The sequence below is a fragment of the Nonomuraea sp. CA-218870 genome, assembly GCF_050936535.1.
Classification (GTDB): Bacteria; Actinomycetota; Actinomycetes; order Streptosporangiales; family Streptosporangiaceae; genus Nonomuraea; species Nonomuraea corallina.
This window is the reverse complement of sequence record NZ_JBNJMN010000001.1, coordinates 3596860-3611172: the sequence shown is the minus strand read 5'-3', so window position 1 is coordinate 3611172 and position 14313 is coordinate 3596860. Positions and strand designations below refer to the sequence as shown.

At 73.9% G+C, this 14313-nt stretch carries 15 protein-coding genes; 7 read left to right on the top strand and 8 right to left on the bottom strand.

Features of this window, described 5'->3' with window-relative positions:
• Positions 1–99: 99 nt before the first annotated feature.
• Entirely contained in the window at positions 100–1581 is a 1482-nt protein-coding gene (locus ACQEUU_RS17445) for a hypothetical protein (protein ID WP_433067041.1), read from the top strand.
• Between the two features lie 39 nt (positions 1582–1620).
• Here the strand turns inward: ACQEUU_RS17445 and ACQEUU_RS17440 are convergent, their stop codons facing one another.
• From ACQEUU_RS17440 to ACQEUU_RS17430, 3 genes are all read right to left on the bottom strand, one after another.
• The gene (locus ACQEUU_RS17440) at positions 1621–2511 is read right to left on the bottom strand and encodes a siderophore-interacting protein (RefSeq protein WP_433067039.1); all 891 of its coding nucleotides are present in this window, start codon (positions 2509–2511) and stop codon (positions 1621–1623) included.
• Between the two features lie 77 nt (positions 2512–2588).
• Positions 2589–3290, bottom strand: coding sequence for a DUF4142 domain-containing protein (locus tag ACQEUU_RS17435; protein ID WP_433067036.1), 702 nt, complete (start codon positions 3288–3290; stop codon positions 2589–2591).
• 104 nt (positions 3291–3394) lie between these two features.
• Positions 3395–4012 carry a helix-turn-helix domain-containing protein gene (locus ACQEUU_RS17430; RefSeq protein ID WP_433067034.1) on the bottom strand — a complete coding sequence of 206 codons (618 nt, stop codon included), beginning with the start codon at positions 4010–4012 and terminating at the stop codon, positions 3395–3397.
• Between the two features lie 67 nt (positions 4013–4079).
• Here ACQEUU_RS17430 and ACQEUU_RS17425 point away from each other — a divergent pair, with 67 nt between their 5' ends.
• Together ACQEUU_RS17425 and ACQEUU_RS17420 are read left to right on the top strand one after the other, a co-directional pair.
• Entirely contained in the window at positions 4080–5324 is a 1245-nt protein-coding gene (locus ACQEUU_RS17425; RefSeq protein WP_433067031.1) for an MFS transporter, read from the top strand.
• Between the two features lie 56 nt (positions 5325–5380).
• Positions 5381–6190 carry a serine/threonine-protein kinase gene (locus ACQEUU_RS17420; protein ID WP_270158470.1) on the top strand — a complete coding sequence of 270 codons (810 nt, stop codon included), beginning with the start codon at positions 5381–5383 and terminating at the stop codon, positions 6188–6190.
• 16 nt (positions 6191–6206) lie between these two features.
• Here the strand turns inward: ACQEUU_RS17420 and ACQEUU_RS17415 are convergent, their stop codons facing one another.
• Complete coding sequence (locus tag ACQEUU_RS17415; protein WP_433067027.1) at positions 6207–6986, bottom strand: lysophospholipid acyltransferase family protein; 780 nt, start codon at positions 6984–6986, stop codon at positions 6207–6209.
• 87 nt (positions 6987–7073) lie between these two features.
• Here ACQEUU_RS17415 and dhaK point away from each other — a divergent pair, with 87 nt between their 5' ends.
• From dhaK to ACQEUU_RS17400, 3 genes are read left to right on the top strand one after another with little or no spacing between them, the layout of a single operon-like run.
• Entirely contained in the window at positions 7074–8054 is a 981-nt protein-coding gene (gene dhaK, locus ACQEUU_RS17410; protein WP_433067024.1) for a dihydroxyacetone kinase subunit DhaK, read from the top strand.
• On the top strand, positions 8054–8683 hold the full coding sequence (gene dhaL, locus ACQEUU_RS17405) for a dihydroxyacetone kinase subunit DhaL (RefSeq protein ID WP_433067022.1): 630 nt from the start codon (positions 8054–8056) through the stop codon (positions 8681–8683). Before dhaK ends, dhaL begins: the two co-directional genes overlap by 1 nt.
• On the top strand, positions 8683–9057 hold the full coding sequence (locus ACQEUU_RS17400; RefSeq protein WP_433067019.1) for a PTS-dependent dihydroxyacetone kinase phosphotransferase subunit DhaM: 375 nt from the start codon (positions 8683–8685) through the stop codon (positions 9055–9057). Before dhaL ends, ACQEUU_RS17400 begins: the two co-directional genes overlap by 1 nt.
• On the opposite strand, the gene ACQEUU_RS17395 is transcribed toward ACQEUU_RS17400, so the two are convergent.
• The 4 genes from ACQEUU_RS17395 to ACQEUU_RS17380 all read right to left on the bottom strand — a co-directional run bounded on the left by ACQEUU_RS17395 (position 9058) and on the right by ACQEUU_RS17380 (position 12706).
• A complete protein-coding gene (locus ACQEUU_RS17395) occupies positions 9058–10809 on the bottom strand; it encodes a thiamine pyrophosphate-binding protein (RefSeq protein WP_433067017.1) in 1752 nt (583 codons plus the stop codon).
• Entirely contained in the window at positions 10806–11579 is a 774-nt protein-coding gene (locus tag ACQEUU_RS17390) for a cyclase family protein (protein WP_433067015.1), read from the bottom strand. Before ACQEUU_RS17390 ends, ACQEUU_RS17395 begins: the two co-directional genes overlap by 4 nt.
• 83 nt (positions 11580–11662) lie before the next feature.
• Positions 11663–12256, bottom strand: a complete 594-nt coding sequence (locus ACQEUU_RS17385; protein WP_433067013.1) for a hypothetical protein — start codon at positions 12254–12256, stop codon at positions 11663–11665.
• A gap of 21 nt (positions 12257–12277) precedes the next feature.
• Positions 12278–12706, bottom strand: a complete 429-nt coding sequence (locus tag ACQEUU_RS17380) for a CBS domain-containing protein (RefSeq protein ID WP_433067011.1) — start codon at positions 12704–12706, stop codon at positions 12278–12280.
• Positions 12707–12829: 123 nt separating this feature from the next.
• Here ACQEUU_RS17380 and ACQEUU_RS17375 point away from each other — a divergent pair, with 123 nt between their 5' ends.
• Positions 12830–14224: an aminopeptidase P family protein gene (locus ACQEUU_RS17375; protein ID WP_433067008.1), complete on the top strand. Its 1395-nt coding sequence runs from the start codon at positions 12830–12832 to the stop codon at positions 14222–14224.
• Positions 14225–14313: the final 89 nt, after the last annotated feature.

The following is a 14313-nucleotide window of genomic DNA, read 5'->3' as shown; positions in this document are numbered from 1 at the left end:
GCGCGCTCCCGGCTTCCCTCCCGGCTACCCCCCTATCGCGCGGGCAATCCTGCTGCTAGAGTCCGTGATCTTGTTCCCGCTGTCGGAAGGCCGCCTCCGGTGTCTGACCTGTCGCGGCGGCGGCCGTACGCGGTGTTCTGGTGGGCGCTGGCCGCCGGGGCGTTCGTCTGGGAGTTCGTCCGGCCGCTGCTGTTTCCTCCGAGGACGATCCTGTGCCCGGTCCAAGGGCCGGTCCCCGTGCCAGAACCGCGCCGGACGGCCGCCGACGTGGCGGAGCACGCCGGGGTGCTGCTGGTCGACGCGGGGCCGTTCCTGCTGGCCGGGCTGATGGTGCTGGCCGTACGGCACGGCGCGCACACGCGGGCGGCGGGGCTGGCGCTGGGGGTGCTGCTGGCACCGGAGGCGCTGTTCTTCCTCGAAGAGCTGCTGCGCCCGCCGGCCGAGCCGATGCCCGGCTGCCTGCCGGAGCCGTCGCCGTACCGGCCTGCCCTGGTCGCCCTCCACTGGGTCACCTCGCCCGCGGCGCTGGTCGTCCTGGCCGGGATCGCGGGGGCGAGGGTGCGGCCGGACCGGGGGTCGCTGTGGCGGCTCGCGGCGGCCGTGGCGGCGGTGCTGGTCGCGGTGCCGCTGCTCCCCCTCGTGCCGGCGCTGGTGGACCGGTTGGCCGGGCCGGCGCTGAGCGCGGACGGCGCGCCGCGGTACGCGCTCGCCGGGGGTGGCCTCGTCCACGTCCTCGACCTGGAGCGGGGCCGGGTGGAGCCCGCCCAGCTCTACGTCGGCCGGCGGGTGGCGGTCGTCCGGGCGCTGGTGCCGGCGGGTGAGCCGGGGCACTACTACGCGAGCGTGGTCAGCCACGGCGAGGCCTGGGCGACCCACTACTCGCCGCGCGGCTCGACCTCCCGCCTGTACCGGCTGAGGGTGGACGCCGACGGCGCGGCCGAGCTCGGCCAGCCCGTGTCCGGCAGGATGAAGGGGATCGTCCACGACCTCGCCGTGTCACCCGGCGGCCGGATCGCCTACGTCCGCAGCGCCCACGTCGCCGGAGACGACACGTGGTTCACCGGGGTGCTCGGGCCCCGGCGGGAATGGCGGGTCCAGGGCCACTCCCTCCACTGGCTGGATCAGCACCGGCTCGCCCTGCCGAGCGAGCCTCAGGCGAACGGCGAGACCGTCCTCGACACCCGCCTGCCCTCGGCAGACCGGCGCGCCCTGGGCCGGGCCGCCGCCCCCGGGGACGAATGGAAGGCCCACGTCCTCCGGCTCCCCGACGGACGCGCGCTGCGCGCCTCCGGCCGCTCGGTCGCGCTCTTCGACGGGGCCACGCAGGTCAGGACCGTCCTCACGCTCGCCTGCGGCGAGGTGGACGGCATGGCCCTGGCCTCGGGCGGGCGGCACGTGCTGGTACGCGGGTACGACGCGAGCACCATGCCCCATCCCATGACCGGCGAGACACCCACCCCGGACCCCGCCAGGGCGCCGTGCGGCGTGACCATGTACGAGCTGATCCGCGCCGATCTCGACACGGGGTCGCACACGGTCGTCTGGCGCGGCGACAACGCCGGGGGCGACCTGGCCTGGTGACAGGACCGGGAGGTCGGACCTGCCGATGACCCCGGAGGATCAGGCGGCCCAGTCCTCGGAGCGGCCCAGGCGCCAGTAGCCCATGAAGGCCACCGCGCGGCGGTCCATGCCGCGCTCGGCCACCAGGTGCCGCCGGAGCTTCCTGATCACCGCCGCCTCGCCCGCCAGCCACGCGTACAGCGGACCGGACGGCGCCTCCGGCACCTCCCACAGCTCGGCGGCGTCGACGTCCACGTCCTGGAAGTCCTCCGGCGCGGGCAGCGGGGGCAGCAGCCGCAGGGCCGCCTCGCGCACCGCCGGGACGAGGTGAGCGCCGTGCGGCGCGCCGTCCCTGGCCAGCCAGGTGACCTTGACCGCGCTGCCGGTCTCCGACGGCAGGAAGTCGCCCCGGGTGGCGACCTCGACGAACGCCTCACCCGTGGTGCCGGCGGGCAGCCGTTCCAGGATGGAGCAGATGGCGGGCGCGGCGGTCTCGTCACCGGCGATCAGCACCGCCCCGGTGCCCTGCGGGGGACGGAACTCCAGGCCCGACGGCGGGCCCTCGTAGCGGCCGTCCGGCCCGATGATCACAAGTTCGTCCCCCACCTCGGCCGCGCAGGCCCACCGCGACATCGGGCCGGCGTCGCCGTGCAGCACGATGTCCACCTCCAGCTCGCGCGCCTCGGGGCGGGCGCGGCGGACGGTGTAGGTGCGCATCGGGTTGCGGTCCTGGTCGGGCATGGCCCGCCACTGCCCGTACCAGTCGGAGCCCTGCGGCAGCCGGCTCAGGCCGTGCGACGGCACCGGCAGGATGAGCTTGACGCGCTGGTCGAAGCCGTTGTCGGCGAAGTGCCGCAGGTCGTCACCGGTGAACGTGACGCGCAGGAACGACGGGCTCAGCCGGTCCAGCCTGCCGACGCGGACGCCGAACATGCGGAAGGGCTCGATCATGGGCGGCTCTCTCCTCAAGTAGGTCAGGTTAGGCAAACCTAACCCGACATATCCAGATTTGGAAAGCCGGGTACAGATCACACGTCCGGCGGGTCAGGGAACGCCTCAGGCCCGGCCAGCCCGGTGCTCTCCAGCAGCCGCTGATGGTTCAGCACGGCCGCGTTGCAGGTCTCCGCGAACGTGCGCACCAGGGTGTTCTGCGTGCTGCCGCGCACCTGCCCGATGAGACCGAAGATCTGCCCGTGCGCCAGCCGCAGCCACTTCACGTACGTCACGTCGTAGTCCCGGCCCGATCTGCCGGAGATGTCGGCCATCCACCGCTGCTGGTCCTCGGTGGGCCGCACCGGCAGCCGCACGTCCAGCTTCCGGGCCAGGTCGCGGGCCTTCTCGTCGAGCTCGTGGTGCTGGGCGGAGATCTCACGACTGATCTCCCGTACGCGCGAGCTGTTTCCGCGCTGGATCGCCTCCTGGGCGATCGTCATCTCCCACAGCGTGGCGAGCCGGACCTTCTTGATCAGATCCTGGTCGGCCGCGGACAGCGGCCCCCACTTCGTCGCCCGGGGGCCGCCCGCCCCCGGCTCCGCGTCCTCCTGACCGGTCAGGCTCGTCGCGGGCGGCGCCATCAGCTCTTCCGGGATGTCCGTCGGCACCGCGTCGGCCGCCCGCGCCGTGTCGGCCGGCTGCGGCGCGGCGGGAGCCGTGCAGGCCGTGCCGGCGGCGACGGTCGCGAGGCAGGCCGCGGCGAGAGCGAGACGGCGCCGTCCCTGTCGAGATCGCACGTGCCGTCAACCCCTTCCGGATCCTCGAACCGGCCACCTTGAGACTCGTCACCTTCAGGTACGCGGTGCGCCCCCGAGGCGTTCACCCGGCGGCGCACCGGGTCTTACAGATCCGGGTCTGAGGGCTCCGGGTCACGGTCCGCCCGCACCGGGAAGACGTCGAAGTGCACGACGACGTGACCGAACGCCGGGTCCGCCGCCGACGCGGGGAGCCGGGCGTCCGACAGGGCGCGATAGTCCTCCAGCACCGCGAAGACCGCGTCCCGCATCGCCGCCGTCTCCTCCGGCGTCAGGCGCAGCGCGCGACGGCCGAGACCGCTCGCCCGCACCCACTCCCGCGGCGCGTCCCGTTCCTCCTCGCGCCAGCGGGACAGTTCGGCGCCGCGCTGCCGGACCAGGTCGTCCAGGAGGAACTCCAGCGCCCGGGCCGCCTCCGGGTCCGGGGGCGCGTCCCCGTACGAGAAGCCGCCCAGGGTCACCCGCCAGTACTTCTCCTTGCCCCGTCCCATCCCCGGCACGATCTCGATCATCCGGTGCCTGGCCAGCTCGCGCAGGTGGTAGCTGGTGGCGCCGGTGTTCTCCCCGACGAGGCCGGCGAGCTGGGTGGCGGTGGCGGGGCCGCGCTCCTCCAGCAGCTCGTACAGGCGCAGCCGGAGGGGGTGGGCGAAGGACTTGAGCGCGCCCGGGTCGAGGGTCCTGGCGGAATGGCTCTTGCGATCCACAGCGTGCAAACCTATCTTTGCAAAGGAATCCATGCACAGTTCTCTTTACACACTAACGGAGCCCGCCTTGGCGCGTCTCGGCCGCTCGTTCGGCTTCCTGTTGTCGTCCACCGCGCTGTCCAACCTCGCCGACGGCGTGCTGAAGGTCGGCGCGCCGCTGATGGCGGTCTCGTTCACCCGCTCCCCCGCCCTGGTGGCCCTCGCGGGGGCGGCGGCGACGCTGCCGTGGCTGCTGCTCGCCCTGCCCGCCGGCGCGCTCGTCGACCGGCTGGACCGGCGGCGGATCATGATGGTGGCGAACGCCGCGCGCGTCGCCGTGCTCGCCGTCGCGACGGCGCTGGCCGCGCTCGGCCTGATGAACCTGTGGGTGCTGCTGGCCGCCGTGGTCCTCGCGTGCGTGTCCGAGGTGTTCGCCGACACCTCGGCCCAGGCCGTGCTGCCGATGGCCGTGCCCGACGCCGGCCTCACCCGGGCCAACGGCCGCGTCGTAGGCGCCCAGATCCTCGGCAACGACTTCGCCGGGGCGCCGCTGGCCGGCCTGCTCGTCACGGCCCTGCCCGCCGCCGTGCTGGGCGCGCCCGGGATCCTGTACGGGGCCGCCGGGTTGCTCCTGCTGGGCATGCGCGGCCGGTTCCGGCCCTCTCGGGCGGCGCCGCGGCCGGTGGCACGGGAGATCGCCGAATCGCTGCGCTACCTGTGGTCGAACCGGTTCCTGCGCTCCCTGGCCCTGGTGGCGGGGGTGCTCAACACGGCCGGGGCCGCGTACTTCGGGGTGCTGGTGCTCTGGGTGGTGGGCGACGGCTCGGCGATGGGGCTGGCACCGAGCGGCTACGGCCTCATGCTGACCGTGTTCGCCGCCGGGGCCCTGGCCGGGGCGGCGGGGGCAGGGCGGGCCGGCCGCCTGGCCGGGGACGCGCCCGCCTTCGTCGTGCTCTGGGCGTTCAACGCCCTGCTGCACCTGGTCCCGGTCCTGATGCCGGTCCCCTGGCTGCTGTACGCGACGGCGTTCGTGTGGGGGGTGACCGGGGCCGCGGCGAACGTGCTCGTGATCAGCACCCGGCAGCGGATCATCCCCGGCGAACTGCTGGGCCGGGTCAACGCCGCCTACCGGCTGATCGGGATGGGCGGCATGCCCCTGGGGGCGGCGCTGGGCGGACTCGCCGGAGAGGCGGCCGGGCTGCCGGCGGTGTTCCTCGGGTCGGCGGCGGTCCAGGTGCTCGCCGTCTGCTGGATGGGGCGCGTCGTATTCTCGCCGATTTCCCGGCGGGTGACCAGCGGCGTTACCATTCCCGACATATCCGGATCACGTTAGAGACCCACAAGACCGCGCTGAGATGACATGATTACCCCTGTCAATGAGGGGATGGTATGCGGGAGATCGGCGGACGGTACCTCCTGAACGAGGAGGCCGGTCGTGGGGGCATGGGCGTCGTCTGGCGCGCGTTCGACCGGCTGCTCCACCGAGAGGTGGCGCTGAAGGAGCTGACGCTCACCGGCGAGGCCGAGATGGTGCGCCGGCGCGTGCTGCGCGAGGCGCGGATGGCCGCCCGGCTGACCCACCCGAACATCGTCACGGTCCACGACCTCATCGAGGAGGGCGGCAAGCTCTGGATCGTGATGGAGTACCTCGACGGGCTCTCCATGCACCAGCTGCTCTCCCAGGTGGGCACGCTCCCCGCGCAGTCGGTGGCCGCGATCGGCCGTCACCTGCTGGCCGCGCTGCGCACCGCCCACCAGGCCGGGGTGCTCCACCGTGACGTGAAACCGGCCAACGTCATGCTGACCGGCGACCGGGTGGTGCTGACCGACTTCGGCATCGCCACCGCCGAGGGCGACATCCGCAAGACCACGACCTCCAGGCGGCTGCGCGGCACCCCCGCGTTCATGGCCCCCGAGCGGCTCTACGGCGGCCCGGCCAGCAAGGAGGCCGACATGTGGTCGTTCGGCGCCACGCTCTACAGCGCCATCGAGGGGCAGCCGCCCTACCCGGGCCAGGACGCCGCGACCGTGCTCGGCATGGCGCGCAGCGGGCCGTTCCCGCCGCCGCGCCGGGCCGGGGTCATGCGCCCCCTCATCGAAGGGCTGCTCCACCACGACCCGGCCCGCCGCTACTCGCTGACGCAGACGGAGACGGTGCTGGCGGGCATGCGCGCCGGCGCCTACCAGGCGGCCATCTAGCTCGCGCGGGCCGCCGTCAGGCGCCGGCCGCCTCCTCGCGGGAGTCGCCGGCCGCCTTCTTCGCGCGGGCCTCGGCCTCGGCTGCGTCCATCGCCGCCGCCTCCTCCGGGGTGGGCGCGGTGCCGCCGAGGTGGGCGGGCTGCCACCACACGCCCTGCGGGATCTCCGGGTAGGTGCGCTGCGCCCGGTCGACCAGCTCCGAGAGCCGCGCGTGCAGGACCTCGGTGTGGGCGGTGACGTCCTCGCCGCGCTTGGGGTGGATGGGCTCGCCCACCAGGATCGTGATCGGCACGTGGCGCTGGAGGATCTGCCGCTTCCTGCCCTTGGTCCACAGCCGCTGCGTGCCCCACAGCCCGACCGGGATCAGCGGGACGTTGGTCGCCTGCGCCATCCGGATCGCGCCGTTCTTGATGTCCTTGACCGTGAACGACCGGCTGATCGTGGCCTCGGCGAACACCCCGACCACCTCGCCGGCCTTGAGCATCCGCAATGCGGTCGCGTACGAGCCCGCGCCCGCGCCCCGGTCGACCGGGATGTGCTTCATGCCGCGCATCAGCGGCCCGGACACGGGGTGGTCGAACACGTCCTGCTTGGCCATGAACCGCACCAGCCGCTTGGCCGGCAGCGCCGCGTACCCGGCGAAGATGAAGTCGAGGTAGCTGATGTGGTTGCTCACCAGGACGGCGCCGCCGGTCTTCGGCACGTGCTCGGTGCCCTCCAGGTGGAAGCGGTAGTCCAGCACGCGGAACAAGGTCCGCGCGGCGGCGACCACCGGCGGATACACGATCTCGGCCATGTGCAGAAGGTAGCCTACTCCGCCTGGTGCTCGCCCCCTCGGCGACCGGTGCTTGCCTCCAGGCGAAAACGGGCAGATGTTCTGACCATGAAGAAGCTCATCAACACGGCCGAGTCCGTGGTCGAGGACGCGCTCGACGGGCTGGCCGCGGCGCATCCCTCGCTGCGGGTCCGCGACCGCGTGGTCTACCGGGCGGAGGGTCCCCGCCCCGGCAAGGTGGGCCTGGTCTCCGGCGGCGGATCGGGGCACGAGCCGCTGCACGCCGCCTTCGTGGGCCACGGCATGCTCGACGCCGCCTGCCCCGGTGAGATCTTCACCTCCCCCGTACCCGACCAGATCATCGAGGCGACCAGGGGGGTCGACGGCGGCGCTGGCGTGCTGCACGTCGTCAAGAACTACACCGGCGACGTGCTGAACTTCGAGATGGCCGCCGAGCTGTGCGACGACGTCCGGGTGGAGAGCGTGCTGGTCGACGACGACGTGGCGGTGCGGGATTCCCTCTACACGGCCGGCCGGCGCGGCACCGGGGCGACCCTGTTCGTGGAGAAGATCGCCGGGGCGCTGGCCGAGCAGGGCGCCCCGCTGGAGGAGGTGGCGCGCACGGCCCGTGAGGTCGACGAGCGCAGCCGCTCCTTCGGCGTCGCCCTCACCTCGTGCGTGACGCCCGCAGCCGGCAAGCCCACCTTCGACCTGCCGGACGACCAGGTGGAGCTCGGCATCGGCATCCACGGCGAGCCCGGCAGGGCGCGCGCGCCGATGGCCACCGCGCGTGAGCTGGCCGCCACCGCCATGGAGGCGATCCACGGCGACCTGCCGCTCCGGGGCGACCTGCTGGTCCTGGTCAACGGCATGGGCGGCACCCCGCTGATCGAGCTGTACGTGGTGTTCGCCGAGGTCGACGCGTTCGTCAGGGGCAAGGGCGCGCGGGTGGCGCGCTCGCTGGTCGGCGACTACGTGACGAGCCTCGACATGCAGGGCTTCTCGGTGACGGTCTGCCGCCTGGACGACGAGCTGACCCGGCTGTGGGACGCCCCGGTGGAGACCCCCGGCCTGCGGTGGGGGCGCTGATGTCCGGGATGCTGGGCACCGACTTCTTCCTGGCCTGGATGACGCTGGCGGCCGGGACGGTCCGGCTGCACCGCGACCGGCTCACCGGCCTGGACGCCGCGATCGGCGACGCCGACCACGGCGCCAACCTCGACCGCGGCTTCACCGAGGTGGGCCAGGCGCTGACGGAGTGGCCGCCGACCTCGCCCGCGCAGGTGCTGGTGTCCGCGGGCACGACGCTGATCCGCCGGGTGGGCGGCGCCTCCGGCCCCCTGTACGGGTCGTTCTTCCGGCAGCTGGGCAAGTCCCTGGACGCGCCGGCGACGCCGGCCGGGTTCGCGGCGGCGTTCGAGTCGGGGGTGCTGGCGGTGGAGCGGCTGGGCAAGGCCGCCCAGGGCGACAAGACCATGATCGACGCCCTGGCTCCGGCCGCCCGCGCCCTGACGCAGGCCGTCCAGGAGGGCGCCGACGAGCGCAAGGCGTTCGAACGAGCGGCGCGCGCGGCCGAGGAGGGCGCGAAGGCGACGATCCCGCTGCGCGCCCGCAAGGGCCGCGCGAGCTACCTGGGCGAGCGCAGCATCGGCCACGAGGATCCCGGGGCGGCGTCCTCGGCGTTGATCGTGGCGGCGCTGGCGGAGGCGGCGGCGTAATGGTGGGCGTGGTCCTCGTCTCCCACAGCGCGGGGCTGGCCGCGGCGGCGGTGGAGCTGACCCGCGGCATCGCCGGCCGCGAGACCCCGGTCGCGGCGGCCGGCGGCGACGACGACGGCGGGCTCGGCGTCAGCATGGACCGCATCGAGGCGGCGGTGCGCGAGGTCGACCAGGGCGACGGCGTGCTGCTCATCCCCGACCTGGGCAGCGCGGTGCTCACCGCCCGCCTGATGGAGCAGCCGGGCCGGGTCGTGCTGGCGGACGTGCCGTTCGTCGAAGGCGCGATCGCGGCGGCCGTCGCGGCCGGCGGCGGGGCCGCGCTGGCGGGGGTGCTGTCCGCCGCCGAGGAGGCCCGCACCTACCGCAAGCTCTGACTAGTGGCCCTTGAACGCCTCCTCCAGCCACCAGGCGGGGCGCTCGCCGGTGACCTTGGCGTGCACCAGCAGAGGCCGGTCGCGCGGGCCCCCGATCCAGTCGGCCACGCCCGCCAGGTCGTCCGCCCGGGTGACGGTCACGGCCGCGAACCCGTACCCGCGCGCGATGGCGGCCAGGTCGGCGGGCGGGAACCGGACCGTCTCCAGGGGATGGCCGTGCGGGCCGAAGTGGTGCACCTCCGCGCCGTAGGCCTCGTCGTCGTAGACCACGACCACCATGGGCAGCCCGAGCCTGACGACGGTCTCCAGCTCGGCGATCCCCATGAACGCGCCGCCGTCGCCGAGGGCCGCGACCGGCAGCCGGTCGGGCCTGGCCACGGCGGCGCCGATGGCGGTCGCGAGCCCGAGCCCGATCGCCTGGAACGCCTGGGTGAAGCAGAACCCCTGCTCGTCGGGCACGTCCAGGAACATCGCCGGGTAGCCCATGAAGTTGCCGGAGTCGGTCGCCACGATCCGCTCGGCGGGCAGCAGGTCGTCGAGCCCGGCGGTGAGGGTGCGGGGGTCGATGCGGCCGCCGCCGCTCTCGTCCTGGTACGGGACCGCGCGCCAGCGGCCCTCGGCCCGGATGCGCCCGGCCAGCTCCGGCGAGCGGTAACCGGACCGCGTGGCGCCCGGATCCGTGAGCGCGCGGGCGACCTCGGCCACGTCGCCGACGACGCCCAGGTCGGCGTACACGTGCCGGCCGGTGACGTCCCGGTCCAGGTCCACCTGGGCGACCTTGGCGCCGGGGCCGATCAGCGAGCCGTGGCGGGTGGTCCACATGTTGAGCGCGCAGCCCCAGCCCACCACCAGGTCGGCGCCGCGGATCAGCTCGGCGGCGAGCGGCGTGGCGAACCCGCCGCTCACGTCGAGATCCCAGGGGCTGCCGCGGAACAGCCCCTTGGCCACGGCCGAGGTGGCCAGCAGGGCTCCGGTCCGCTCGGCCAGCTCCTCCAGCTCACGCCGGGCGTGACGGGCGCCGCGCCCGGCGACGAACACCGGCCGCGCCGCCTCGCCGAGCAGCCGTCGCAGCGCCTCGACCTCCGCGACGGCCGGAGCGGGCAGGGCGGAAGGGGCGGAAACCCCCTCCTCCCGGCCCCGCTCCCCCTCAACGGCCGAATCCAGCCCTTTCCGCCCCGCGTCCGCCCCTGCGGCCAGGTCGAGACCTTTCCCGTCCGGGGTGGCCACCGCCCCGGCGGCCAGGTCGAGGCCCTCCTCGTCCGGGGTCGCCGCCTCGGCGGCCTGGACGTCGAGCGGGAGGTTGAGCACGACCGTGCGGCGCTCGTCGCGGGCGACGCGGAACGCCTCCAGCGTCTCCTGCCGCGCCCGCGCGGGGCCGGTGACCCGCATGGGCACCGCGCCGACCGCGCGCACGGCGGCGTCCTGGTCGATGTGGAAGTTGGAGCGCGCGTCGGTCGCCTCACCGGCCAGCACCACGAGCGGGGTGCGGCTCTTGGCGGCCTCGGCGATGCCGGTGACGGCGTTGGTCAGGCCGGGCCCCTGGTGCACCGAGACGACCGCCACCTCGCCGGTCATCCGGGCGTAGGCGTCGGCCATGGTGGCCGCGCCGCCTTCGTGGCGGGCGGCGACGAAGCGCACGCCGTGGCGGGCCAGGGCGTTGGTGACGTGGAAGTTGCCGCTGCCGACGACCCCGAACGCGGCCCGTACGCCCGCGGCGGCGAGGACCGCGCCGACGGCCTCGGCGACGATCACCGCTCGACCAGCGCGAGCACCCGCACCGGGCTGCCGGAGCCGCCGAGGATGGGGAGCGGCGGGGCCACCACGACCGCGCCGGTGACCGGGAGCCGGTCGAGGTTGCGCAGCTGGGTGAGGCCGTACTTGCCGGCTCCGAGGAGGAAGGCGTGGCAGGGGAAGGCCGGGTCGAAGGAGTGGGCGGCGCCCGCGTCGGTGCCGACGGTCTCGACGCCGACCCCGAGGATGGGGGTCTCCTCGGCGAGCCACCTGGCGCACTCGACGGAGATGCCGGGGGTGTGCGGGCCGGTCTCGTCGGCGTTGAGGAACGTGTCCTGGTCGCCCGAGCGGGCGTCCCAGCCGGTGCGGTAGAGCAGCCAGCCGCCCTCCGGCAGCGGGCCGTTGGCGCGTTCCCACTCCTGGACGTGGTCGATCCCCAGGAGGAAGTCGGGGTCTTTACGGGCCTCGGCGCTGAAGTCGAGCACCACGGCGGGCGCGATCAGGCTGGTGACCGGCACCTGGGAGACGTCCTGGCCGTCGCGGCCGGTCGCCCAGTGGACGGGGGCGTCGAAATGGGTGCCGGTGTGCTCGCCGGTGTGGATGTCGTTCCAGTACCACCCGGGGCCGCGGTCGTCGTAGCGGCTGATCTCCTCCAGCCGGAACCGGATCGTGTTGCCGAACGGCTCGGGCAACTGGAGGATCGGCGTGTCCTCCGACAGGGGGGCGGTGAGGTCGATGACCTCGATCGCGCCGCTGCGCACGCTGTCTGCGAAGCTCCGCAACACCGACATGTCTTCCTCCTCGCGTGGGGCTGTGCGCATCCTCCTACGCGCGCGTCACCTGTGCAAACAGGCCCCGGCCCGGATGCCGCCGGTCAGGCTCGGGTCCACTCGGCGCAGCCGGCCGTCTGGAAGCTCTTGTCGGTGGCGAGGACGGTGACGGTGGCCGGTCCGGTCGGCATGCCGGCGTCGATCACGTCGGCGAGGCCGCCGGTGGCGCTGTTCATCCGGGCCCAGTAGCACTGGCCGGTGCCTCCGGCGGGGCCGGTGGTGCGGTAGGTGCCGGGCTGGATGTCGACGCCGACGACGAGCGTGCGCATCGAGGCGAGCGGATCGCCGGGGTCCGGCGTGGCGGGGGCGGAGGCGGCGGGCGACGAGGCGAACGGATCGGACGCGGGGTCGGAGGCCGCGGGGTCGGGCACAGCGGGGTCGGAGGCGGCAGGGTCGGGCACAGCGGGGTCGGAGGCCGCGGGATCGGACGGGACGGCGCCGGTCGGCTCGGCGTCTGACGGCCGCTCCTCGACCGTCACCGTGACCCGGGGGGCCGGCTCGGCCGCCAGCTCGCCCGACCCCAGCCCGGTGAGGAACCCGATGAGGAACCCCAGCACCCCGGTCAGCCCGGCGACGAGCACGATGATCGTCGGGCTGTTCGACGCGCGCGGGTAGCCGGGCGGGGGATCGTACATCACCTGGACAGCGTCCCACCCCGGTCAGCGGTGGAGGTAGTCGACCAGTGAGGCCTTCTCCGTCTCCAGCTCGTCGATGGCGCTCTTGACCACGTCGCCGATGCTCACGATGCCGACGAGGCGGCCGTCGTCGACGACCGGCATGTGGCGGACCCGGTGGGTGGTCATGGTCTTGCGCAGTTCGTCGACCCGGTCGCCGGGCGCGACGGTTCGCACGTCGGCCGTCATGATCGCGGAGACCGGCTCGCCGAGGATGCCGGCGCCGCGGTCGTGCAGCCGGCGCACCACGTCGCGCTCGGAGACGATCCCGTCGATCGTGGCGCCGTCCGCGGACACGACGACGGCGCCGATGTTGTGTTCCGCCAGCTTGGCCAGGAGGTCACGGACGGTGGCGTCCGGCGCCACGGTCGTCACCTCGCCGCCCTTGCCGCGCAGGATCGTCCCGATCAGCATGTGCACCACCTCTGCTATGAGTTACCCCGTCGTGGTCCCAGGCAAGCAAGGGGGTGGGAGGCCGTCAAGGACTACCGTAAGCTGACCGTATTTGCCATGTGAAATACCACAGCTGGAGCCGTTGTGACCGAGCCTCTCAACACCGGGAGCCACGACCTGCCGATCACCGACGAGCTGGCCGCGTTCATGCGGACAGGCTGGGCGGACACCCGGCGGTCGGGCGTGCGGGCGCTGCCGATCGCCCCGTGGGCGGCCAAGCGGCGGGCGGCGCTGGCGAGCAGATTCCCCGGCGAGCGGCTGGTCGTGCCGTCGGGGACGCTCAAGGTCCGCAGCAACGACAGCGACTACCGGTTCCGCCCGCACAGCGCCTTCTCGTACCTGACCGGAGCGGGCGAGCCGGGTGACGTGCTCGTGATCGAGCCGTCCGGCGGGGCGACGCTCTACACCCGGCCGCGCTCCCCGCGCGAGGAGGGCCAGGAGTTCTACCGCGACCGCCGCTACGGCGAGTTCTGGGTGGGCCGCAGGCCCGACCTGGCCGAGGCGGCGGAGCTGTACCAGATCGACTGCGCCCATCTGCGCGAGCTGGAGCTGAAGGGCCCGGCGCGGGTGCTGCGCGGGGTGGACGCGGCGGTGGACGCCGCGGTCGAGCCGGGCGGCGGTGACGCCGAGCTGGAGACCTTCCTGTCGGAGACCCGGCTGGTCAAGGACGAGTGGGAGGTCGGCGAACTGCAGGCCGCGGTCGACGCGACCGTGCGCGGCTTCGAGGACGTGGTGCGCGCCATCCCGCAGGCGCTCGCCCACCCGCGCGGCGAACGCTACCTGGAGGGCGTGTTCGGGCTGCGCTCCCGGCTGGAGGGCAACGCGGTCGGCTACGACAGCATCGTGGCCTCCGGCGCGCACGCGTGCGTGCTCCACTGGATCCGCAACGACGGCCGGCTCGACCCTGCCGACCTGCTGCTGCTGGACGCGGGAGTGGAGACCGGCACGCTCTACACCGCCGACGTCACCCGCACGCTGCCGCTCTCCGGCCGGTTCACCCCGGTGCAGCGGCAGGTGTACGAGCTGGTCTACGAGGCACAGTCGGCCGCGATCTCGGTGCTGCGGCCGGGCGTCCGCTTCCGCGAGTTCCACCTGACCGCCATGCGCGTCATCTGCGAGGGCCTGCACGCGTGGGGCCTGCTGAAGGACTCGCCCGACGCCCTCATGGAGAGCGGGCTCTACCGCCGTTACACGCTCTGCAGCAGCGGTCACATGCTGGGCCTGGACGTGCACGACTGCGCCAGGGCGCGGGCCGAGACGTATCTGGACGGCGTGCTGGAGGAGGGGCAGGTGCTGACCGTGGAGCCCGGCCTCTACCTCCAGCCGGACGACCTCACCCTGCCGGAGGAGCTCCGCGGGCTGGGCGTCCGCATCGAGGACGACCTGGTCATCACGGCCCACGGGGCGCGGCTGATGTCGGCGGCCCTGCCCCGCCACCCGGACGAGGTGGAGAGCTGGATGTCGGTCCTGCTCGGCTGATACCCGAGGATGAGGGGAAGTTCGTACCCAGGTCCCATGGTGCCGTCGGAGGAGCTGACCGACGATCAGGTCCTCCGACGATGGGACGC